The following is a 21,947-nucleotide window of genomic DNA, read 5'->3' on the forward strand; positions in this document are numbered from 1 at the left end:
ATCGCGCTTCGTCGGGTCAATCGATCGCGATCGGGACCCGCGTCTGCCCTTCGCCCTGCACCACGAAGCGCTCCACGGTCAGCGCTTCCAGCCCCATCGGGCCGTAGGAATGCAGGCGCGTAGTCGAGATGCCGATCTCGGCGCCCAGGCCCAGCTCGCCGCCGTCGGAGAAGCGCGAGGACGCATTGACCATCACCACCGCCGCGCGCAGCGCCGCCACGAAGGCGGTCGCATGCGCCTCATCGCCGGTGGCGATGACCTCGGTATGGTCCGAGCCGTAGTGGCGGATATGGGCGATGGCCGGCTCCAGCCCGTCGACCACGCGCACGGCCAGCACCAGGTCGAGGAATTCGGCGGCGTAGTCCTCGTCCGAGGCCGGCTTGGCCTCGGCGACCAGGATGCGCGTGGCCTCGTCGCCGCGCAGCTCCACGCCGCGCGCGAGCAGCGCCTTGGCCGCGGCGGGCAGGAAGGCGTCGGCGATGTCGCGATGGACCAGCAGGGTCTCCAGCGCATTGCAGGCGCTGGGGCGCGAGACCTTGCCGTCCACCAGCAGCTTCAGCGCCAGGTCCAGGTCCGCGCTGTCGTCCACGAACAGATGGCACACGCCCTTGTAGTGCTTGATCACCGGCACGCGCGCGTGCTCGGCGACGAAGCGGATCAGGCCCTCGCCGCCGCGCGGAATGGCCAGGTCGACGATGTCGCTCAGCTGCAGCAGCGCCAGCATGGTCTCGCGGCGCAGGTCGGTGACCAGGGTCAGCGCGGCGGCCGGCACGTGCGCGGCCTCCAGCGCGGCCTGCAGCACGGTGGCGATGGCGGTGTTGGAGTGGATGGCCTCCGAGCCGCCGCGCAGGATCACGCCGTTGCCGGCCTTGATGCACAGCGCGGCCGCGTCGGCGGTGACGTTGGGGCGGGCCTCGTAGATCATCGCGATCACGCCCAGCGGCACGCGCACCTTGCTGACGCGGATGCCGTTGGGACGCGTGTCGGTGCGGGTGACCTGGCCGACCGGATCGGGCAGCGCGGCCACCTCGCGCACCGCGGCGGCGATGCCGGCGATGCGCTCGGCGTTGAGCGTGAGCCGGTCGAGCATGGCGCTGCCGACCCCCTTGGCGCGCGCCGCGTCGAGGTCCTTGGCGTTGGCCTCCAGGATCTCCGGCGCGTGGTCCAGCAGGCCCTGGGCCATGGCCTCCAGCAGCGCGGCCTTGTCCGCGCTGGACAGCTGCGCCAGCACCTGGGCGGCGTCGCGGCAGGCCAGCGCCTGGGTCTTGATGTCGTCGGTCATGGCAGGGACTCAACTCGAATGAAGAGGGTTCCGGTGGAAGCCACCATTGGACGTGCGCCTCCCCCTGTAGAGCGGAGCTTGCTCCGCTGGGGCATTCCCCACGAACCGAACGAAGAGCAGCGGAGCAAGCTCCGCTCTACAGGGAGGCCACGATGCGAGCGGAAGAGACAACAAACAGGGGTCACAGCAGCACCAGGTCGTCGCGGTGGATCACGTTCTCGCCATAGCTATACCCCAGCACGGCCTCGATGTCGCGCGAGTGCCGGCGGGCAATGCGGCGGATGTCGGCGGCCGAGTACTGGGCGATGCCGCGCGCCAGCCGGCGCTGGCCGTCCTCGCCGCGCAGCTGCACCTCGACCATGTCGCCACGGCGGAAGTCGCCCTCGGCGCCGATCACGCCGCCGGGCAGCAGCGAGGCGCCGCGTTCGACCAGGGCGCCGGCCGCGCCGGCATCGACCAGGATCGCGCCGGGTTCGACCGGGGCGTGCCGCAGCCAGCCCTTGCGCGCGGCGATGCGCGTCTGCGCCGCATGCAGGCGCGTGCCGCGCAGGCGGTCCTGCGCCAGCCCGCGCACGACCTCGGCGCTGCGGCCGTTGAACAGGTAGGTCTCCACGCCGGCCGCGCCGGCCTTGGCCGCCGCTTCCAGCTTGGTGCGCATGCCGCCGGTGCCGACGCTGCTGCCGCTGCCCCCGGCCATGGCGAACACCTCCGGCGTCAGCGCGGTGACTTCGTCCAACGGGCGTGCGGCCGGGTTGCTGCGCGGGTCGGCGGTGTACAGGCCATCGATGTCGGTGGCGATGAACAGGGCGTCGGCATCGACCAGCGCGGCCACCACCGCGGCCAGGTTGTCGTTGTCGCCGAGCTTGAGCTCGTCGATGGAGACGGTGTCGTTCTCGTTCACCACCGGCAGCGTGCCCAGCGCCAGCAGCTCCAGCAGCGTGGCGCGGGCATTGAGGTAGCGGCGGCGGTTGCGCAGGTCATCATGGGTCAGCAGCACCTGCGCCACCGGCCGCTCGAAGAAGCGCTGCCACAGCCCGATCAGCTGCGCCTGGCCCAGCGCGGCCAGCGCCTGGCGCGCGGCGATGCCGGCCCCGGCCTCGGCCGCCTTCGGCACGATCGCGCGCCCTGCGGCAACCGCGCCGGAGGACACGATCACCACCTCGCGTCCGTCCAGCACGTTGGCCGAGACGAACTGCGCCAGCCCCAGCGCGAACTTCGGCGACAGGCCCCCCCCATCGGCGGCCAGCAGGCTGCTGCCCACCTTGAGCACCGCGCGACGCCACGGCGGCAGCAGCTGCTCGGTGAACGCGGTGGCGGTGGTCGTGGCGGCGTCGTTCATGGGGGTTTGGGGATGGAAGGGGCTGGAGCGCGTGGTGGATCGTGCGATGAGTGCGAAGCCGGCGGCACCCGCCCTATCGTCATTCCCGCGAAGGCGGGAATCCAGGGGCTTGGCGAGCGGGGACCAACGTTCTTGGGTTCCCGCTTTCGCGAGAATGACGGATTTTGGTGGCTGCTCGCATCCCACGGTCCATCGCAAGCGCTAGGGCGTATTCCACTCGTACACGGTCAACTCGGACGCGTCGCGCAGCGCCAGCGGATCGGTCGCGACCAGGGCCTTGGCCTGCTCCAGGCTGTCGAGGTTCTTCAGGATGTAGGCGCCGCCGCTGCCGTCGGTAAAGCCGCCGGCCATATGCAGCTGCCCTTCGACCTTCAGATTGATCAGCCAGTCCTTGTGCGGGCCGACCACGTCGGCGGGAAAGTCGGCCTTGCGGATGGCCATCACCAGATACAGCTTCATCGATGCATCTCCTGCTTGTCGTTGCGTGGCCGAGCGCGATGGGTGCGCTGCGCAAGCCACTGGATGCCCGCCTGCGCGGGGATGACGCCCTTCGTGATCGGAACGCGATCCAATCGCCGGATCGTGTCGCGACCACCAAACGCCGCCCTCCTCTTCAGGAAAGGCGGCGGCCCCTCAAACGCGCAGCGCCTCCCAGCGCTGGCGCAGCACCTCCAGCTGCAGGTCCGCCGCCGCGCCGGGCGAGACGCGCGCGGCCAGGCTGCCTTCGGGCGTGCGGCCCTGCCCGGCCGTGTCGGCGCTGGCCGCGGTGGCCTTGTAGGCCTCGCGGAACGGCACGCCGGCCACGGCGGCTTCCACCGCCACGTCGGTGGCGTACATGCCCGAATCGATCGCGGCGCGGATGCGGTCCTCGCGCCATTCCAGATTGGCCAGCAGCGCCGGCAGCAGCTCCAGCGCGGCCAGGCCGCGGCCGAAGCCGTGGAAGATCGCGCCCTTGGAGGCCTGCAGGTCGCGGTGGTAGCCCGACGGCAGCGACAGCAGCTGCTCGATCTCGGTGCGGGCCGCGGCGACGCTGGCGTGGGTGGCGCGCATCAGCTCGATCACGTCCGGGTTGCGCTTGTTGGGCATGATCGAGCTGCCGGTGGTGTACTGCGCCGGCAGCGCGACGAAGCCGAACTCGCCGCTGGTGAACAGCGACAGGTCCCAGGCGATGCGGCGCAGGTCCAGCGTGGCGCTGCCCAGGGCCTCCAGCGCGGCCAGCTCGAACTTGCCGCGCGAGAGCTGCGCGTAGATCGGCGAGACCTGCAGGCGGGCGAAGCCCAGCGCGGCGGTGGTATGGGCGCGATCCAGCGGCAGGTTGACACCATAGCCGGCGGCGGTGCCCAGCGGGTTGGCGTCGATCAGCTTCAGCGTATCGGCCGCGCGCACCGCATCGTCGATGAAGGCCTCGGCCCAGCCCGCCCACCACATGCCGGCCGAGGACACCACGGCGCGCTGGATATGGGTATAGCCGGGGATCGGCAGGCTTTGTTCGGCCTGCGCGCGCTCCAAAGCGACGCCGGCGATCTGCCGGCTCAGCTGCGCCAGCGCGCCGAGCTTGTCCTTCAGCCACAGGCGCGTGGCGACCAGGATCTGGTCGTTGCGGCTGCGGCCGGTGTGGATGCGGCGGCCGGCATCGCCCAGGCGCTCGGTCAGGCGCGCCTCGATGGCCGAGTGCCCGTCCTCGTACTGCGCATCCAGCACGAAGGCGCCGCTGCGGAAATCGTCGGCCAGGACCGCCAGCTCGCGCCTCAGGCCGGCCAGCTCGTCTTCGGACAGGATGCCGATATGCTGCAGGCCCTCGGCATGCGCGGTGCTGGCGGCGATGTCGTGAAGAAAGAATTCGCGGTCCAGGATGACGTCGTCGCCGGCCAGGAAGGTCTGGATCTTGGCATCGACGGCAACGCCGGGTTTCTGCCACAACAGGTCTGTCATCGGTCTTGCTCCTGCGAAGGCGGCGGTCAAACCGACCTTGATTGGGTTTTAGCGCTTGGCCCCTTGTAGAGCGGAGCTCGCTCCGCTGGGGCTTCACCGGGATAAGCAGCGGAGCAAGCTCCGCTCTACAAACAATGCGGTCTCAGTGCGGGATCGCGGTGAGTTCGGGCAGGCCAAGCGCCAGGTTGAGGTTCTGCATCGCCTGGGTGGCCGCGCCCTTGAGCAGGTTGTCCAGGGTGGACACCACCACCACGCGCTTGCCGCCCGGCGCCAGGGTGAAGCCGCCGATCTGCACGCCATGCCGGCCCGCGATGCGGCTGACCCAGGGCGCGTCGTCGACCACTTCGATCAGCGGCTCGCGGGCGTAGCGCGCCTGGTAGCGGGCCTTGATCGCCTCCCGTGTCATCGGCTGCTGCAGCCACAGGTTGACCGTCATGGTGATGCCGCGGAAGTGCGGCGCCACATGCGGCATGAACTCCACCGGCACGCCCAGATGCGCAGACACCTCGCGCTCGTGCATGTGGTCGGTCAGCGAATACGGCATCAGGTTGTCGGCCAGCAGCGCCGGGTTGTTCTTGTCCGACGGTGTGGTGCCGGCGCCGGAGTAACCGGACACGCCGAAGCACTGCGGCGGGCCGGCCAGCTGGTCCAGCAGCGGCGCGATCGCCAGCTGCATCGCGGTGGCGTAGCAGCCCGGATTGCTGATGTGCTTCTGCCCGGCGTAGGCGTCGCGGGTCAGCTCGGGCAGGCCGTAATACCAGCTCGGCTCGAAGCGGTAGTCGGCCGACAGGTCGACCAGCACCGTCTCGGGGCGCGCGGCGGCGACCGCGTCGGCATAGGCCTGCGCCTTGCCGTTGGGCAGCGCCAGGATCACCGCGTCGGCGCCCTTGGCGGCGACCGCGCCGGCGTCCAGGTTCTCGAAGCGCAGCTCACCGGCGTAGGCGGCGTTGTGCTCGCGCACCGGCTGGCCGTCCAGCTCGCGCGAGGACACGAAGACCAGGCGCAGCTGCGGATGGGCGGCGATCAGCTTGATCAGCTCGGTGCCGGTGTGGCCGCGGGCGCCGACGATGCCGACGGTGAAAACAGGGGAAGTCATGCGTGTTTGTCCAGCTGGAACTGCAGATGAGCCCTGACCGCGGGCCATTCGCGGTCGAGGATGGAGAAGATCACCGTATCGCGCAGCGTGCCGTCGGCATGGCGCTTGTGGTTGCGCAGCACGCCGTCCTGGCGCGCGCCCAGTCGCGCGATGGCCGCGCGCGAGGCATGGTTGAACCAGCTGGTCTCGAACACCACCGAGGCACAGCCCAGCACCTCGAACGCATGCCCCAGCAGCAGTTGCTTGGCCTGCGTGTTCAGGCCGGTGCGCTGCGCGCGCGGCGCATACCAGGTGTAGCCGATGCTCAGCCGCGGCACGCCCGGCTCCAGATCGTAGAAGCGCGTGCTGCCGGCGACCTTGCCCTGGGCGTCCAGCACGACGAAGCACAGCATCGCCCCGCGCGCCTGCTGCTCCAGCGCGTCGGCGATATAGCTGTCCACCGCCTCGACCTTGGGCACGCCGGTGTACCACAGCGCCGGCAGCACCCCGTCGGCCACGATCGCGCGCAGGCCCTCGGCATGCGCGCCCGACAGCGGCTCCAGCGCGACGTGTTCGCCGCGCAGGGTCGGCACGGTCCGCCAGTGGTTGGCTGCGGCCTGCATCGTCCTCAGCCCTCCAGTGTCGGCCGGCGTGTGGCGCAGTGGGCCACGCAGCGCTGGATCTGGGCGAAGTCGTCCATGCCGTACCAGAACACCTTCCACTTCTCCTGCTTGAAGCAGCCGTCGGACTCGGCGTAGTAGAAGATGTTGACCTGGTTGTTGTGGCGCGAGCGCCAGAACAGCTGCGGGGTCTCCTCGCGCATCACGTTCCACACCGCGCGACCCAGGCCCTCGCCCTGCGCATCGTCGGACACGGCGAACTTGTCCAGGTAGACCATGCCCTCGCCTTCGGTGAGCAGGATGGCGGTGCGGTAGTTCTCGCTGACGTAGGCGCGCAGCAGCGGCGTGTTCCGGTAGTAGTCGGGCACCAGCTTGCGGCCGAAGCTGGACTCGATCAGCCCGGTCAGCCGCGGCAGGTCCAGTTCGTCCCAGCCGGTGGCCTTGAGCACACGCTCGCCGCGGCGCACCAGGGTGCCAGAGCCCTTGTGGGTGAACAGCTCCTTGGCCAGGTCCGCCGGCCGGGTGATCGACACCGAGGACTCCAGCGGCAGCTTGTCCAGCAGGTCCTTGATCTGCTCGATCTTGACCTTCATGCCGCCGTGGATCCACGGCTGCTGGATCAGGTGGTCGTACTCGGTGGACAGGTTGATCGAATCGATCACCTTGCCCTGCTCGTCCAGCAGCCCGCCGGTGCCGGTGAGGAAGATGATCTTGTATGGCTGCAGCTCGCGCACCAGCTCGTTGGCGGCGAAGTCGGCGTTGATGTTGAGGATCTGGCCCGACGGGGTCTCGCCCAGGCTGGTGATCACCGGGATCGAGCCGGCCTGCAGGCTGGCCTCGATGGGCGCCAGGTTCACCGCCTTGACCTCGCCTACCAGGCCATAGGTGGCCTGGTCCAGGTAATCGGCCTCGAACACGCCGCCGGTGATGGAGGTCGCCCGCGCGCCGGCCGCCTGCAGCGCCTCGACCAGCTTGAGGTTGGAGGCCTGGAACACGCGGCGCACGATCGCCAGGCCTTGCGGCGAGGTCACGCGCAGGCCGTTGATGGTGTGCTTCTCGATGCCGGCGGCGGCCAGCTCGGCGTCCAGCTGCGGGCCGGCGCCGTGCAGCACGATCGGGGTCAGGCCGACCTCCTGCAGGAAGGTCAGCGAGGAGGTCAGGTCGTCCAGCTCGTCGCGCAGGACGGCGCCGCCGACCTTCACCACCGCGAAGCGCTTGGCATCCAGCTGCGAGAAGCGCTTGAGGTACTGGCTGATCTCCTTCGCGCTGGCCATGCTGGAGAGCAGGCGCACGATGGTCTGGCGGGTCTGGGCGTTGGCGACGGGGATGTTCACGGTGTGCGCAAGTCTGGGAAGGAGGGATAAGACGCGGCTTTAGCGGCCGTTGATGATGCGATCGACGGATTGCACGTAGCGCTCGAGCTGCTCCAGCGTCACGAACTCGTCGGCGGTGTGCGCCTGGGCGATGTCGCCCGGCCCGAAGACCAGCGCGGTGTAGCCGCCGGCGGAGAACAGCGAGGCCTCGGTCCAGAAGTCCACCGCGTTGCCGATCGGCAGGCCGAGTTCGTCGGCGACATCGCGTGCGGCCAGGCGACGTTCCTCCGCGCGGGCGATATCGCCGGAAGGCAGGCTCGGGCCGCGGAAGGTTTCCTCGAAGTGCGCCGCGGCCGGCTCGGCGAAGCCGGCGAAGGTGGCCAGCAGGTCGTCGATGTCCATCGAGGGCAGCGGCCGGAAGCCGAAGCGCAGCTCGGCGCTCGGCGCGATCATGTTGGCCTTGATGCCGCCCTCGACCCGGCCGATGTTGAAGCGCAGACCGGTCAGCCCGCCGAAGCGGGCGTGGGCCAGCGACTCGACATGGTCCAGCGCCCTGCCGCCCCAGCGCATGGCCTGGTGCAGCGCGCTGGCCGAGGGATCCTGCTTGCCCGAGGCATGGCCGGCGCGGCCGCTGAACTTCATCAGCACCGAGCTGATGCCGCGATGGGCCAGCACCGCCTCGCCCATGGTCGGCTCGGCGACCAGCACCGCCTCGTAGGGCAGCTGGCGGGCCAGGAACGCGGCGATGCAGCGCGGGTCGTTGGCCTCCTCGTCGGAGGAGAACAGGAAGGCCGCGTCGCCGTCGCCGGCATTGGCCGCGGCGACCAGCGCGGCGGCCGCGCCCTTGATGTCGCACACGCCCAGACCGATCACGCGATCGGACTGACGCCGCATCACGTGCGGATCGGCGCTCCAGTGCGGCGAATCCGGCACCGTGTCCAGATGCACGTTGAACAGGTACTTCGGCGTCCCGCGCACGGCGTAGAAGCTGATCGCGCCGGCGCCGTGATCGATCACCTCGACCTTGAAGCCCGGCAGCTGCTGGCGCAGGTAGTCGAAGATGCCACCGGTGGTCAGCGCACGCGGCGGGTTGCGGGTGTCGAAGGACACCAGCTTCTCCAGATGCGTCAGCGTGTTTTCGAGCAGGGTCGTCATGGGGCAGGCGGTAAGTGATGGAACGAGAAGTGAGGAGTGAGCGGGGCCGCGCGGCCCTGCCCTTCGGCTCAAGGCGAGGGTGCGGCGAGCTGCGCGGCGTTGCGGCTGTAGAGCTCCATGTCCAGCTTCTCCATCAGCCGGTCCGGCCGGGCGGCCGGCTGGAAGCCGAACTGCGCGTACAGGCCGTGCGCATCCCAGGTGGCCAGCATGAAGCGGCGCAGGTCCTGCAGCCGCGGATGGGCCATGACGGCCTGCATCAGCTGCTTGCTGTAGCCCTTGCCGCGCTGGTCTTCCAGCACGAACACATCGGCCAGGTAGGCGAAGGTGGCACCGTCGGTGATGACCCGCGCGAACGCCACCTGCCCTGCCCCGTCCACATAGCCGCCGAAGCACAGCGACCCGTCGATGGCGCGCTGCACGGTGTCGCGCGGGATGTCCCGGCTCCAATAGGCCTCGGACGAGAGGAAGCGGTGGATCAGCGCCACGTCCAGTTCCTGCTTGTCGGTGCTGATGCGCAATGGGGACTGCATGGTGTCGGGATCCTTCATGGAACGCATCGGGCGCATGGACTCGGCTGCCACACGCGTGGGGATCAGGCCGGCGCCGCTCACGCGGCGTAGAACCAGGCCGTACGGATCAGGCGGTCCTCGACCTCGAACACCGCCATGGTCTCCTGCGCCTGCGCACCGAGTCCGTGGATCCGCTCGTGATCGAACACCATCCGGCCCAGCACCGTTCGCGACAGCAGCTCCGCCCGCAAGGCCGGGTTGTTGAAGCGATGTTCGGCATAGAACGCGGCGAGCGCGTCCTTGCCCTGCAGCGCGGGCGACACGGCCGGCATCCGGTAGGACGTGAAGTCCTCGGCGAAGCAGGCAAGGAAGGCGGTCAGGTCGTGGCGGTTGTAGGCTTCGAACTGCCGCACGACCGGATCGATCACGGCGGACATGGCGGTAGGGTCCAGGTGGAATGTGGACGATCCTCCACGAATGACCGGGCCAAGGCACGGCCACCCGCGGCGCGACTCAGGGGTTGACCTGCGCGTACAGCGTCGAGCTCATGCCGAACAGCTTGATGAAGCCTTCGGCCTCCTCCACGCCCCAGTCGGCCGACTGCGCATAGGTCGCGCCCTTGGCGTTGAGGATGTGCGGCGACTTGACCGCCACGGCCTCGACCCGGCCGCCGTCGGTGCGCAACACCACCTCGCCGTTGACCTTGGCTTGCGAGGACTTCAGGAAAGCCTCGATGTCGGTCTTGAGCGGGTCGTGGTAGAAGCCTTCGTACACCAGCTCGACCCACTTGCGCGCCACTTCCGGCTTGAAGCGGTTCTGCTGCTTGGTCAGCACGGCATCCTCCAGCGCACGATGCGCGGCCAGCAACGACACCAGGCCCGGCGCCTCGAACACGATGCGGCCCTTCAGGCCGATCACGGTGTCGCCGGTGTACACGCCGCGGCCCACGCCGTAGGGGGCGAAGAGCTTGTTGAGCTTGGCCAGGATCTTCTCGCCGGCTAGCTTCTCGCCATCCAGCGCAACGGCCTCGCCTTCGACGAAGGTCAGGGTCACCGACAGCGGCGCCTGCGGCCACTCGGCGCGCGGCGCGCACCAGCCGCGCGCGCCTTCGCCCGGGGCCTCCCAGCGATCGATCTCGCCGCCGGACATGGTCAGGCCGAGCAGGTTCTCGTTGATGGTGTAGGCCTGCTGCTTGGCGCGCACGCCGAAGCCGCGCTCCTCCAGATACTTCTGCTCGTAGGCGCGGGTCTGGGTGTGCTCCTTCTGGATCTCGCGGATCGGGGCGACGATCTCGTAATCGCCCAGCGCCTTGACCGCCAGGTCGAAACGCACCTGATCGTTGCCCATGCCGGTGCAGCCGTGCGCGATCGCCTTGGTGCCCAGCTCGGCGGCGCGCTTGAGCGCGGCATCGACGATCAGGTAGCGGTCGGAGACCAGCAGCGGGTACTGGCCCTGGTAGCCCTCGCCGGCCCAGATGAAGGGCTTGACGAAGCCGTTCCAGATCGCCGGGCCGCCATCGACGGTGACGTGGCTGGCCGCGCCCAGCTCGGCGGCGCGCTTCTCGATGAAATCGCGCTCCTGCGCATCCACGCCGCCGGTATCGGCGAACACGGTGTGCACGGCATAGCCCTTCTCCTGCAGATAGGGAATGCAGAAGCTGGTGTCCAGGCCGCCGGAGAAGGCGAGGACGATGTCCTTAGTGCCGGAATTTGGGATTGGGGAGTCGGGATTCGTGGGAGCGGTTTGCTGCGACATGGGGGTGTCTCTCTGCGGTTGACTAAGTAGGAGCGGAAGCGGGGTGCGGCTGTGCGAATCCCCAATCCCGAATCACGAATCCCGGCTGCCCTGGCCCACCAGGGCGGCCATGATCGCCTTCTGCACATGCAGCCGGTTCTCGGCCTCGTTGATGGCGATGCACTGGGGCGAGTCCATGACCGCGTCGGTGGCCTTGACGTTGCGGCGCAGCGGCAGGCAGTGCGAGAACACGCCATTGTTGGTCAAGGCCATCTTGGCCTCGTCCACGATGAAGTGCTTGTACGCATCGCGGATCGGCTTCTCCGGGCCCCAGTTGCCGAAGTACGGCAGCGCGCCCCAGCTCTTGGCGTAGACCACATCGGCGCCGGCATAGGCGCTTTCGATGTCGTGGCTGACCTGCAGCGAGCCGCCGCTCTCGGCGACGTTGGCCTCGGCCCAGCCCATGTAGCGCCGGTCCAGGACGTACTCGGGCGTCGGGCACAGCAGGGTCACGTCCATGCCCATGCGCGTGGCGATGGTCAGGGCCGAGTTGGCCACCGCGGTGTTGAGCGGCTTGGGGTGGTAGGTCCAGGTCAGCACGTACTTCTTGCCGCGCAGGTCGCTGGTGCCGAAGTGCTCCTGCAGCGCCATGATGTGCGCCAGCTCCTGGCACGGATGGGTGATGGTCTCCATGTTGATCACCGGCACCGGGCTGTACTTGGCGAAGCTCTTCAGCACCCGGTCCTCGCGGTCGGTGGCCCAGTCGACGAACTTCGGGAACGCGCGCACGGCCACCAGGTCGGCATAGCGGCCCAGCACCTGGGCCACCTCGGCGATGTGCTCCTCGGCCTCGCCGTCCATCACCTTGCCGAAGTCGAACTCGATCGGCCACGCGTCCTTGCCCGGCTGCAGCACCACGGCATGGCCGCCCAGCTGGAAGGTGCCCAGCTCGAAGCTGGTGCGCGTGCGCATCGACGGGTTGAAGAACACCAGCGCCACCGACTTGCCCTTCAGCTCGTTGCCCAGCTTGTTGCGTTTGAACAGCGCGGCCTGGGTCAGCAGGGCGTCCAGCTCCGGACGGCTCCAGTCCTGCGTGTTCAAGAAGTGCTTCAGCGGCATCGGGTCATCCTTTGCGAGAGGTCGGGGCGCGGGGCGCGCGGTTGCGGTTGAAACCTTGGCGTCATGGAAAAACGAAAAAACCCAGCCTGGGGGCTGGGTTTTTCCGGTGTGCAGGACAAGACCTCCGGGGACCCAGCTAGTGTGCGGATTCCGGTCGGCGAGCACGCGAAGTCATGCCCGAGGCCATCCGGGCGGCGCTTGCGTACAGGTGCGAAGAGGTCTTCATCGGGCGCGCATCCTCGCACGCGCCATGCTGCGGCGCAAGGCCGCCGCGGCACTCAAGGATTGCCGGCGCGCTGCTGGCCCGGCGCATACGGCGTGACCGAGACACGGATGCGCAGCCGGTTGCCCGGATCCTCGGGCAGGCGCGAGCGGTACTTGGTGCCCTTGTAGACGTAGTCCACGTCGTAGGCGATCGGCCGCCGGAACTCGCGCTCGACGGTGACCATGCGGCAGTTCTGCCCGGTGGTCGGCGGCTTGGCGGGAGCCTCCTCGGGCTTGGCGTTCTTCTCGTCGCTGCTGAAGACCCCCTTGACCGAATCGACCAGGCGCGCGATGCGCCCCTCCGCCTTGGGCGCGTCGTCGGCCTCGCCGGCCGCCGGCGGGTCGCACTGCGGCTCGCTGCGGGTGGCGCGCAGGGTCTGGTAGACCGGTTCGACCGACAGGACCTGGGCGTAGTCGATGCGCACGTTCTCCACCGGCACGACAGCGACCTGCTGCGCGGCCACCGGGAGGCATACGGACAGGCACGCGATCAGGAGGGCACGGGAAGCTGGAGGCATGCAGCGCGGGGGAGATGAGCGAGCAACGACTCCACAGTGTAGGCAGCGGTCCCACACCCACGCTGAATCCGGGCTGTCGCCTGCGGTCCGGGGTAGAATCGCTGACCTGCTTCCGCGCCCCCGCCTCCATGCCCCTGCAGTTGTTCAACACCCTCACGCGCAGCGTGCAGCCGTTCGCGCCGCTGGATCCGGCCAGCCCGACCATGTACGTGTGCGGCCCCACCGTCTACAACTACGTGCACATCGGCAACGCGCGCGGCCCGGTGGTGTTCGGTGTGCTGGCGCAGCTGCTGCGCCGCCGCTATGGCGGCCTGCGCTACGCGCGCAACATCACCGACGTGGACGACAAGATCAACGCCGCCGCGGCCGAACAGGGCGTGCCGATCAGCGCCATCACCGACAAGTTCGCCGCGGCCTACCGCGCCGACATGGCGGCCCTGGGCGTGGTGCCGCCGGACATCGAGCCGGAGGCCACCGCACACATCCCGCAGATCGTCGCCATGATCGAGCGGCTCATCGCCGCCGGCCACGCCTATGCCGCCGACGGGCACGTGCTGTTCTCGGTCGGCTCGTTCGCCCGCTACGGCCAGCTCTCGCGCCGCGACCCGGACGAGCTGCTGGCCGGCGCGCGCGTGGACGTGGCGCCGTACAAGCGCGACGCCGGCGACTTCGTGCTGTGGAAGCCCTCCAGCGACGAGCTGCCCGGCTGGGACTCGCCCTGGGGCCGCGGCCGGCCGGGATGGCACATCGAGTGCTCAGCCATGGCCGCCGCCCACCTGGGCACCACCATCGACATCCACGCCGGCGGCGTGGACCTGCAGTTCCCGCACCACGAGAACGAGGTCGCGCAGAGCGAGTGCGCGCACGGCGGGGCGACCTTCGCGCGCTTCTGGCTGCACAACGGCATGCTCAACTTCGGCGGCGCCAAGATGAGCAAGTCGCTGGGCAACATCGAGCGCGTGCACGACCTGCTGCAGCAGCACCCGCCCGAGGCGCTGCGCTACGCCCTGCTCTCGGCGCACTACCGCCAGCCGCTGGACTGGTCGGACGCGCTGATCGAGCAGTCGGTGCGCACGCTGGATCGCCTGTACGGCACGCTGCGCGACCTGGGCGAGGTCGAGGCGAGCGCCCGGATTCCCGACAGCATCGAGGCGGCGCTGGACGACGACCTCAACACGCCGCTGGCGCTGGCCGAGCTGGCGCGCATCGCGGCCGAGGCCCGCAAGGCCGAGCGCGACGAGGACAAGGCGGCGCTGAAGGCCCAGCTGCTCGGCGCCGGCCTGGCACTGGGGCTGCTGCAGCAGGCGCCGGCCGACTGGTTCAGCCGCGGGACCAGCGGCGACGACGATGCCCGCATCCAGGCGCTGATCGACGCGCGGGCGGCGGCCAAGCAGGCGCGCGATTTCTCCCGCGCCGATGCGATCCGCGACCAGCTCGCCAGCGAGAACATCGTGCTGGAAGACACCCCGCAGGGCGTGCGCTGGAAGCGCGGCTGATTTGGCGGTCGCCTGCTCCCGTCGGCGCCGAGCATCCTCCGGTGAAAGGTGCCCCGCAAGGCGCGAACATCGGAGCCGCAGGCCTGCAAAGAAAGGTCGGAGCGAAGTCCGCGCGGTGCCGAACCTCCCTGCTCCGCCCGGCCCTCACCCCACCCCTCCCCCGAGGGAGAGGGGCTGATCCCTGCACTATGGAAGACCGATGACCGACACCGTATTCCCGCTCGAACCCACCGCCGTGCAAGCGCAGGCGGCGATCAAGGAGGAGTTCGCGTTCTTCTCCGACTGGGCCGAGCGCTATCAGTATCTGATCGACCTGGGCCGCAAGCTGCCGCCCTTCCCCGATGCATGGAAGACCGATGAACACCGCCTGCTCGGCTGCCAGTCGATGGTGTGGATCGTGCCGCAGGGCAACGCGCAGCGGCTGGACTTCCAGGCGGCCAGCGACTCGGCCATCGTCTCGGGCCTGATCTACCTGGCACTGAGCGTGTACTCCGGCCGCCCGGCCGCCGAGATCCTGGCCACCGAGCCCGGCTACATCGCCGACATCGGCCTGGCCAAACATCTCTCGCCGACCCGCAGCAACGGCCTGGCCGCGCTGCTGGCCTTCATCCAGGACACCGCCAAGGCGCAGGCCGCGTGAGCGTGCCGCCGCCGGCCCCGGAAGCGGACGTCAGCGTCCGCGAAGTGCTGGCCCAGCCGGGCTTCATCCGCACCCTCGCCTACCGCATCGGCGCCATCCTCTCCTACCAGGTCGTCTCGGTCGCGGTCGGCTGGCATATCTACCAGATCACCGGCAATCCGCTGGCGCTGGGCCTGATCGGCCTGGCCGAGGTGCTGCCGTTCGTGTGCACCGCGCCGTTCGCCGGCTACCTGGTGGACCACCTGCCGCGGCGCAAGCTGGGCATGGCCGCGTCCTTCGGCCTGCTGCTCACCCCGCTGATCCTGCTGTGCGTCACCCGCGGCTGGCTGCCCGCCCAGGGCGTGTGGCCGATGTACGCGGCGGTGTGCCTGACCGGCATGGTCCGCTGCTTCCTGACCCCGGTGTACAACGCGCTGTTCGCGCGGGTGCTGCAGCGCCGCCAGTACGCGCGCGGCACCAGCATCGCCAACGTGTTCTTCCAGACCGGGCTGGTGCTCGGCCCGGCGCTGGGCGGCGGCCTGGTGGCCTGGGGCGGCACCACGCTGGCATATTCCGTCGCCGCGGTGCTGGCGGCGGTCGCCATCGGCGTGCTGGTGCCGCTGAAGGTCGAAGAGCCGGTCGCCACCGGGCCGCGCGCGCCGGTGTTCAGCAGCATCGCCGAGGGCATGCGCTTCGTGTTCTCCAACCAGATCATGCTCGGCGCGATGGCGCTGGATATGTTCTCGGTGCTGTTGGGCGGCGCGGTCTCGATGCTGCCGGCCTTCATCCACGACATTCTGCACTACGGTCCGGAAGGCCTGGGGATCCTGCGCGCCTGCCCGTCGCTGGGCGCGGTCGCCGCGGGCCTGTGGGTCGCGCGCCACCCCATCGACAAGAACGCCGGCCGCATCCTGATGATCGCGGTGGCCGCCTTCGGCCTGTGCACGATCGCCTTCGGGCTGTCGCGGCACTTCTGGCTCTCGGCCGCGATCCTGGTCGTCTATGGCCTGTGCGACGGCGTGTCGATGGTGCTGCGCGGGACGATCATGCAGCTGGCCACGCCCGATGAAATGCGCGGCCGCGTGTCGTCGATCAACAGCATCTTCATCAGCTCGTCCAACGAGCTGGGCGCGTTCTACGACGGGGTGATGGCGCGTCTGCTCGGCCTGGTGCCGGCGGTGGTGCTGGGCGGCTGCGTGACGCTCTGCGTGGTCGGCATCACCGCCTTCAAGGCCCCCAAGCTGCGCGGCCTGGCGATCAAGGATCTACAGTAGAGCGGAGCTTGCTCCGCTGCTTTCCGTACAGATCTTTGGCAAAGCCTCGGCGGAGCAAGCTCCGCTGAGGCTACGCAGGATCAAGGCGGATCCTGGTCTGTGAGAAGCACGCTGCGCGCATGGCACGGAGCTTGTTGATCCCCTTTTTTTTCTGGGGCCCAACTGCTCTTCCAACGGACCCGGGAGTGCCTTGGGGAGAACTTGGGAAAGCCTCAGCGGAGCGAGCTCCGCTCTACCGGGAGGCGGGGTGCTACCAGATGAGGTCGTCCGGGACCTGGTACTTCGGGTCGGCGTAGGGATCGTCCTCGGCCGGGGCGTTGGGATCGACCTTAAGCGCGACCGCCTGGGGAAAGACCTCCTCGATCTGCGCCAGCAGCGCCGCCTCGACCAGCAGATAGCGCCCGGCCTGCTGCACCACGCCCAGCTCGCCGGCGTTAAGCGCCTTGAGCTGGTCGGCGGTGACGTGGATGCGCTTGATCTTGCCGCCATACGGGAAGTGGCGCACGACCTCGGCGGCCGGGTCGTTGAGCGTCTTGCCGACCAGTATGGCATCGACCTTGGCCCGCGCCTCGCGGCGCAGGCGGGCCTCTTCCTGCTTGAGGCGCTCGGCCTCGATGCGCTCGTCCTTTTCCTTCTGCGCGCGGATCGCATAGGCCTTGGCCAGGTCGATGTCCTCGCGCGAGCGCGGCTTGCCCGAGCGCTGCGGCTGACCGCCCGGGCGCCCGCCCTGCGGCTGCGGGCCGCGGTGGTGCGACTGCCCGCCCGGCTTGCCGCCGGCGTGCGGTCGCCCCTCGCCCTTGCCGCCGCCCGGACGCGCGCCCTGCGGCTTGTGTCCTTGCGACGGCTTGCCGCCGGGCTTGCGCTCGGCCGGGCGCTCGGGCTTGGGCGAAGGCTTGAAGCCCAGGCCCAGCAGCTGGTCTCGCAACGAATCGGTCATCGGTGGATCAGTTCGGTGGATCAGTAATGCGGGGGCGGCGGTTCGTCGCCCGGGTCGGAATACAGCTCGGAGCGGACCTTCTTCAGGTCCGCCAGCAGGTGGCGGACCAGTTCGGCATTGCGGCTGCCCTCGGCCCTGGCGTCGGCCAGGGCCTCGCTCAGCTCGGCCAGCGCGTGCTCCTGGAAGGCCAGGCGCATCTCCAGTTCGACGAAGCGCCGTTCCAGGCTGTCCGGCAGGGGGTCGGACGGCGTGGACATTACTTGGCGATGCCGAGCAGTTCCACGTCGAAGGTCAGCGTCGCGTTCGGGCCGATGCCGCCGCCCGGCGCGCCGGCATCGCCGTAGCCCAGGCTGGCCGGGATCCAGAAGCGGTACTTGGAGCCCACGGGCATCAGCTGCAGGCCTTCGGTCCAGCCCGGCACCACATTGGCCAGCGGGAAGGTCGCCGGCTCGCCGCGCTGGTAGGAGCTGTCGAACACGGTGCCGTCCAGCAGCTTGCCTTCGTAGTTCACGCGCACGGTACTGGCGGCGGTCGGACGCTCGCCGCTGCCCTGGCGCAGCACCATGTACTGCAGGCCGGAGGGGGTGGTGACCACGCCCTTGACGTCCTTGTTCTTGCTCAGGAACGCCGCGCCCTCGTCGCGGTTGCGCTGGGACAGGCCGGCCTGGCGCTCGCTGGCGTAGGCCTGCACGGTCTGCTTGGCCTGGTCCTCGGTGAGCAGGGTGTTGCCCTTGGCCAGCACGGTGCGCACGGCCTGCATGACCACCGGCAGTTCGACTTCGTCCTTCAGCGAGGCCAGCTTGGGGCCGACCATGTAGCTGCCGATCAGCTGACCGACGTGCTGCTTGTTCACGGCCGGTGGCTGTGCGCCCGGCGGCTGGCCCGGCGGGGTCTGGCCGGCCTTGGCCGCCATGTTGGCGCGCAGCGCGGTGTCGGTGGCCTGGGCCTCGGCTTCGCTCAGGGTGGGCTTCTCGCCCTTCATGGCGCCCTGCAGGGCCTGCTGCAGCGAGGCCGGGTCGATGTAGTCGGCGATCGGCGCGAACGAGCGGCCGATGTCCATGCCGATGGCATAGCTCACCTTGTCACGCTGGGTCTCCAGCGTGGTCTTGTCCTGCGCCATCGCAGTGCCTGCGATCAGGGCCGAAGCCAGGCCGAGGCCCGCCACCCAAGTGCCAATCGATTTCATCCAGTGCATCCCTCGTGCGACAAAAAGCGCCGGGGCTCCCGGCGCGACAGACGCACATTGTGGCATGCACGGCGGCGCTGCCGCTTTGCAGCACGTGGCACCCCCCCTGCCATTGGTTGGGGGAAAAAACAGGGGACGGCGCTTGACGCCGCTCGCTTTGGTGTTATAGTCATCTACAACACCACTAACCCAAAGCAGAGGAAGCGATGGACAAGCGTCTCAGGACCTCCCCGACCGTGGCCTTCGCGCTCCTGCTGCTGGCCATGGGCACCGTCGGCCTGTTCGGCCATCTGCGTGCCGCTTCGGCCGTTTCGCTGCCGACCGCCGCGGCCGCCCCCGCCCTGCCGCAGGTGCTGGACGACACCGCCGCGGCCACCGCCTCACCCGCCCAGGACGGCACCCGCGCACGACGGCACTCGCTGTCGATGCCCTACTTCTCCTTTGCCCGACTGCTGCGACCCGGGAGCTGAACCATGACACCCATCCAGTGGAGCGACGGCGCTCCCATCTACCGCCAACTCAAGGAAAAGGTCATCGCCATGATGCTCGATGGTGAACTCAAGCCCGGCGACGCCCTGCCCTCGGTGCGCCAGGTGGCCGCCGAATACCAGCTCAACCCCATCACCGTCTCGCGTGCCTACCAGGAACTGGCCGACGAGGCCCTGGTCGAGAAACGGCGCGGCCTGGGCATGTTCGTCACCGAGGAGGCGGCCAAGAAACTGCTGGCCACCGAGCGCGAGCGCTTCCTCAAGGACGAATGGCCGGCCGTGGCCGAACGCATCGCCCGCCTGGGCCTGACCTTCGAAGAATTGCCCAAGGGAGGCAATCCATGAATGCCGTGACCACCCCGGTCGTGCAGGCCAGCGACCTGCGCAAGACCTACCGCAACAAGGCCGCGCTGGACGGCGCCAGCTTCCTGATCGAATCCGGCCGCATCGTCGGCCTGATCGGCCCCAACGGCGCCGGCAAGACCACCGCGCTCAAGGCGATCCTGGGCCTGACCCCGTTCGAGGGCGAGCTGAAGGTGCTGGGCATGGACCCGCGCCACAGCCGCGACGCGCTGATGCGCGAGGTCTGCTTCATCGCCGACGTGGCCGTGCTGCCGCGCTGGATGAAGGTGTCCGAGGCCATCGACTTCGTCGGCGGCGTGCATCCGCGCTTCGACCGGGCCAAGTGCCTGCGCTTCCTCGAGGGCACCCAGCTCAAGCCCAATCTGCGGGTGCGCGAGATGTCCAAGGGCATGATCGTGCAGCTGCACCTGGCCCTGGTGATGGCCATCGACGCCCGGCTGCTGGTGCTGGACGAACCGACCCTGGGCCTGGACATCCTCTATCGCAAGCAGTTCTACCAGCGCCTGCTGGAGGACTACTTCGACGAGGACAAGACGATCATCGTCACCACCCACCAGGTGGAGGAGATCGAGCACATCCTCACCGACGTGATGTTCATCCGCGACGGGCGCATCGCCCTGACCGCGACCATGGACGAGGTCGGCTCGCGCTACACCGAGCTGCTGGTCTCCGAGGCCAGCGTCGAGCAGGCCCGCAGCCTGCGCCCGATCGACCAGCGCGCCCTGCCGTTCGGCAAGACGGTGATGCTGTTCGACGGCGTGCCGCGCGCCCAGCTCGACGCCCTGGGCGAAACCCGCAACCCCGGCCTGGCCGATCTGTTCGTGGCCATCATGAAAGGAACCTACGCATGAACGCCCCTGCCCGCACATTGACCAAGCCCGGCGTGTTCGCCTGGCTGCTGCGCCGCGAATACTGGGAAAACCGCGGCGGCTTCCTCTGGGCCCAGGTGATCACCGGCGGCATCGTGCTGTTCTTCGCCGCGCTGGGCGCGGTGATCGGCGCGATCCAGATGCGCAGCCACATGGGCGGCGACACCGTCGGCAGCGACTTCAGCAAGCTGGCCACCGGCTACGGCATCGCCGGCGACATCGCGCTGCTGTCCGGCTTCGCCATCGCCAGCGTGGTGGTCGCCTTCGTGGTGTTCTTCTACTGCCTGGGCAGCCTGTACAACGACCGCCACGACCGCAGCGTGCTGTTCTGGAAGTCGCTGCCGGTGTCGGACACGATGACGGTCGCCTCCAAGCTGACCTGGGCACTGCTGCTGACGCAGGTGGTGTCGCTGGTGGTCGGCCTGCTGGTCGGGCTAGGCCTGTGGGTGATCATCGCCGTGGCATCGTCGGCGGCCGGTCTGCCCGGTGCCGGCGCGATCTTCACCGCCTCGCATCCGTTCCGCATCATCGGCTCTGTGCTGGCCACCCTGCCCATCTACATGCTGTGGTCGCTGCCGGCGATCGGCTGGCTGATGCTGTGCTCGGCCTGGGCGCGGCGCGTGCCCTTCCTGTGGGCGGTGCTGGTGCCGCTGCTGCTGTGCCTGGTCGTCAGCATCATGGCGGCGATGCCGGGCGTGCGCCTGCCGCTGGGTCCGGTCTGGTACACGGTGATGTACCGCGGCCTGCTGAGCGTGATCCCGGGCATGTGGCAGCCGGCGCGCATGGCCCACAACGAGACGGCCGAGAGCGCACTCAACGCCGCCGGCGATCCGACCGACAGCCTGCGCATGGGCCTGCACAACCTGACCGACCCTTCCATCTACGCCAGCGCGGACCTGTGGATCGGCGCCGCGGTCGGCATCGCGCTGATCGCCCTGGCCGTGGTCATCCGCCGCCGCCGCGACGACGCCTGATTTTCCCTTCATCTCCTCGCAAGGATTCGACGATGCAAACGCTCACCCGCTGCCTGCTGTTCACCGCCCTGGCCGTGTCCGGCGCCACCCCGCTGCTGGCCCATGCCGCCGACGAGGCGCATTGCAAGTTCTCCGAGCCGCGCAAGCTCGATCTTGACCTGGCCGGGGCCAAGTCGGTGCTGTTCAAGGTCGGCTCCAACGACCTCAAGCTCAAGGCCTCGGCCGGCGCCTCCGGCGCGCTCTCCGGACGCGCGTGCGCGGCCAGCCAGGATCGCCTCAAGGATCTGACCCTGACCCAGCAGCGCCAGGGCGACAAGCTGGTGGTCAGCCTGGCCGAGGACCGGCCGCTGCGCTTCTCCATGGGCGAGAGCTATACCTATCTGGACATCAGCGGCACCGTGCCCGCCGATGTGCTGGTACAGCTGGACGTCGGTTCGGGCGATGCCACGCTGGACGGCGCCAGGGCGGCCAGCGCCGATGTGGGTTCGGGCGATGTGGAGCTGCGCGACATCGCCGGGCCGGTGACCGCCAAGGTCAACTCCGGCGATCTGAAGCTACATGGCGCCGGCAGCCTCAGGCTGCTCTCGATCGGCTCGGGCGATGTCGAGGGCGATCGCATCGGCGGCGCGGTCGAGGTCGGCGATGTCGGTTCGGGCGACCTGACCCTGCGCCAGACCGGCGCGGTGACGGTGAAGTCGATCGGCTCGGGCGACGTCGGCCTGCGCGGTGTGTCCGGGAACGTCGAGGTCGGCTCGATCGGCTCGGGCGACCTGCGCGTGGATGACGTGCGCGGCAACTTCACCGTCCACAGCGTCGGCAGCGGCGATGTCGACACCGGGCACGTCAGCGGCACGGTCAGCGTCCCCAAGGACCGCTGAACT

Annotated in this window: 24 protein-coding genes; 8 read left to right on the top strand and 16 right to left on the bottom strand. The window is 69.3% G+C overall.

What is annotated here, in order from left to right; all coding sequences use genetic code 11:
* Positions 1-16: 16 nt before the first annotated feature.
* The 13 genes from MWN52_RS11040 to MWN52_RS11100 form a co-directional block, all read right to left on the bottom strand.
* Positions 17-1,282, bottom strand: coding sequence for a glutamate-5-semialdehyde dehydrogenase (locus tag MWN52_RS11040; RefSeq protein WP_286574687.1), 1,266 nt, complete (start codon positions 1,280-1,282; stop codon positions 17-19).
* 181 nt (positions 1,283-1,463) lie between these two features.
* Entirely contained in the window at positions 1,464-2,621 is a 1,158-nt protein-coding gene (gene proB / locus MWN52_RS11045; RefSeq protein WP_286574688.1) for a glutamate 5-kinase, read from the bottom strand.
* A gap of 201 nt (positions 2,622-2,822) precedes the next feature.
* Positions 2,823-3,080 (bottom strand): YciI family protein, encoded by a 258-nt coding sequence (locus MWN52_RS11050; protein ID WP_286574689.1) that lies wholly within the window; start codon positions 3,078-3,080, stop codon positions 2,823-2,825.
* Positions 3,081-3,254: 174 nt separating this feature from the next.
* A complete protein-coding gene (gene argH, locus MWN52_RS11055) occupies positions 3,255-4,553 on the bottom strand; it encodes an argininosuccinate lyase (RefSeq protein ID WP_286574690.1) in 1,299 nt (432 codons plus the stop codon).
* Between the two features lie 142 nt (positions 4,554-4,695).
* Positions 4,696-5,649: an N-acetyl-gamma-glutamyl-phosphate reductase gene (argC, locus tag MWN52_RS11060; protein WP_286574691.1), complete on the bottom strand. Its 954-nt coding sequence runs from the start codon at positions 5,647-5,649 to the stop codon at positions 4,696-4,698.
* On the bottom strand, positions 5,646-6,251 hold the full coding sequence (locus MWN52_RS11065) for a GNAT family N-acetyltransferase (protein ID WP_286574692.1): 606 nt from the start codon (positions 6,249-6,251) through the stop codon (positions 5,646-5,648). Before MWN52_RS11065 ends, argC begins: the two co-directional genes overlap by 4 nt.
* 5 nt (positions 6,252-6,256) lie before the next feature.
* The gene (locus MWN52_RS11070) at positions 6,257-7,522 is read right to left on the bottom strand and encodes an acetylglutamate kinase (RefSeq protein ID WP_286577722.1); all 1,266 of its coding nucleotides are present in this window, start codon (positions 7,520-7,522) and stop codon (positions 6,257-6,259) included.
* Positions 7,523-7,621: 99 nt separating this feature from the next.
* A complete protein-coding gene (locus tag MWN52_RS11075) occupies positions 7,622-8,716 on the bottom strand; it encodes an acetylornithine deacetylase (RefSeq protein WP_130522762.1) in 1,095 nt (364 codons plus the stop codon).
* Positions 8,717-8,784: 68 nt separating this feature from the next.
* Positions 8,785-9,246: a GNAT family N-acetyltransferase gene (locus MWN52_RS11080; protein ID WP_130523050.1), complete on the bottom strand. Its 462-nt coding sequence runs from the start codon at positions 9,244-9,246 to the stop codon at positions 8,785-8,787.
* 77 nt (positions 9,247-9,323) lie between these two features.
* A complete protein-coding gene (locus tag MWN52_RS11085) occupies positions 9,324-9,662 on the bottom strand; it encodes a nuclear transport factor 2 family protein (protein WP_286574693.1) in 339 nt (112 codons plus the stop codon).
* Between the two features lie 76 nt (positions 9,663-9,738).
* Positions 9,739-10,980 carry an argininosuccinate synthase gene (locus MWN52_RS11090; RefSeq protein WP_286574694.1) on the bottom strand — a complete coding sequence of 414 codons (1,242 nt, stop codon included), beginning with the start codon at positions 10,978-10,980 and terminating at the stop codon, positions 9,739-9,741.
* 72 nt (positions 10,981-11,052) lie between these two features.
* Entirely contained in the window at positions 11,053-12,078 is a 1,026-nt protein-coding gene (locus MWN52_RS11095) for an N-acetylornithine carbamoyltransferase (protein WP_130517927.1), read from the bottom strand.
* Between the two features lie 278 nt (positions 12,079-12,356).
* Positions 12,357-12,860 carry a hypothetical protein gene (locus tag MWN52_RS11100; RefSeq protein WP_228257898.1) on the bottom strand — a complete coding sequence of 168 codons (504 nt, stop codon included), beginning with the start codon at positions 12,858-12,860 and terminating at the stop codon, positions 12,357-12,359.
* A gap of 128 nt (positions 12,861-12,988) precedes the next feature.
* On the opposite strand from MWN52_RS11100, the gene cysS reads away from it, so the two are divergent.
* The 3 genes from cysS (at position 12,989) to MWN52_RS11115 (ending at position 16,249) form a co-directional block, all read left to right on the top strand.
* Positions 12,989-14,356 carry a cysteine--tRNA ligase gene (gene cysS, locus MWN52_RS11105; protein ID WP_286574695.1) on the top strand — a complete coding sequence of 456 codons (1,368 nt, stop codon included), beginning with the start codon at positions 12,989-12,991 and terminating at the stop codon, positions 14,354-14,356.
* A gap of 199 nt (positions 14,357-14,555) precedes the next feature.
* Positions 14,556-14,996 (top strand): SufE family protein, encoded by a 441-nt coding sequence (locus MWN52_RS11110; protein ID WP_286574696.1) that lies wholly within the window; start codon positions 14,556-14,558, stop codon positions 14,994-14,996.
* 2 nt (positions 14,997-14,998) lie between these two features.
* Positions 14,999-16,249, top strand: coding sequence for an MFS transporter (locus MWN52_RS11115; RefSeq protein WP_425477747.1), 1,251 nt, complete (start codon positions 14,999-15,001; stop codon positions 16,247-16,249).
* 250 nt (positions 16,250-16,499) lie between these two features.
* Here MWN52_RS11115 and MWN52_RS11120 read toward each other — a convergent pair whose 3' ends face one another.
* The 3 genes from MWN52_RS11120 to MWN52_RS11130 are packed head-to-tail and all read right to left on the bottom strand — an operon-like array spanning position 16,500 to position 18,306.
* Positions 16,500-17,186: a DUF2058 family protein gene (locus tag MWN52_RS11120; RefSeq protein WP_286574697.1), complete on the bottom strand. Its 687-nt coding sequence runs from the start codon at positions 17,184-17,186 to the stop codon at positions 16,500-16,502.
* A 20-nt stretch (positions 17,187-17,206) separates the two neighbouring features.
* On the bottom strand, positions 17,207-17,443 hold the full coding sequence (locus tag MWN52_RS11125; RefSeq protein WP_130517917.1) for a SlyX family protein: 237 nt from the start codon (positions 17,441-17,443) through the stop codon (positions 17,207-17,209).
* Positions 17,443-18,306 (bottom strand): FKBP-type peptidyl-prolyl cis-trans isomerase, encoded by an 864-nt coding sequence (locus tag MWN52_RS11130; RefSeq protein WP_379655308.1) that lies wholly within the window; start codon positions 18,304-18,306, stop codon positions 17,443-17,445. Before MWN52_RS11130 ends, MWN52_RS11125 begins: the two co-directional genes overlap by 1 nt.
* 272 nt (positions 18,307-18,578) lie before the next feature.
* On the opposite strand from MWN52_RS11130, the gene MWN52_RS11135 reads away from it, so the two are divergent.
* From MWN52_RS11135 to MWN52_RS11155, 5 genes are read left to right on the top strand one after another with little or no spacing between them, the layout of a single operon-like run.
* Entirely contained in the window at positions 18,579-18,842 is a 264-nt protein-coding gene (locus MWN52_RS11135) for a hypothetical protein (RefSeq protein ID WP_234852513.1), read from the top strand.
* A 3-nt stretch (positions 18,843-18,845) separates the two neighbouring features.
* Entirely contained in the window at positions 18,846-19,205 is a 360-nt protein-coding gene (locus MWN52_RS11140; protein WP_130532124.1) for a GntR family transcriptional regulator, read from the top strand.
* Positions 19,202-20,074 (top strand): ABC transporter ATP-binding protein, encoded by an 873-nt coding sequence (locus MWN52_RS11145; protein ID WP_130522771.1) that lies wholly within the window; start codon positions 19,202-19,204, stop codon positions 20,072-20,074. Before MWN52_RS11140 ends, MWN52_RS11145 begins: the two co-directional genes overlap by 4 nt.
* Positions 20,071-21,066, top strand: coding sequence for an ABC transporter permease (locus MWN52_RS11150; protein ID WP_130517907.1), 996 nt, complete (start codon positions 20,071-20,073; stop codon positions 21,064-21,066). Before MWN52_RS11145 ends, MWN52_RS11150 begins: the two co-directional genes overlap by 4 nt.
* A gap of 32 nt (positions 21,067-21,098) precedes the next feature.
* Positions 21,099-21,944: a DUF2807 domain-containing protein gene (locus MWN52_RS11155; protein WP_234852514.1), complete on the top strand. Its 846-nt coding sequence runs from the start codon at positions 21,099-21,101 to the stop codon at positions 21,942-21,944.
* Positions 21,945-21,947 lie beyond the last annotated feature (3 nt).

This window comes from Pseudoxanthomonas winnipegensis, from assembly GCF_030322905.1.
GTDB classification, from domain to species: Bacteria; Pseudomonadota; Gammaproteobacteria; order Xanthomonadales; family Xanthomonadaceae; genus Pseudoxanthomonas_A; species Pseudoxanthomonas_A winnipegensis.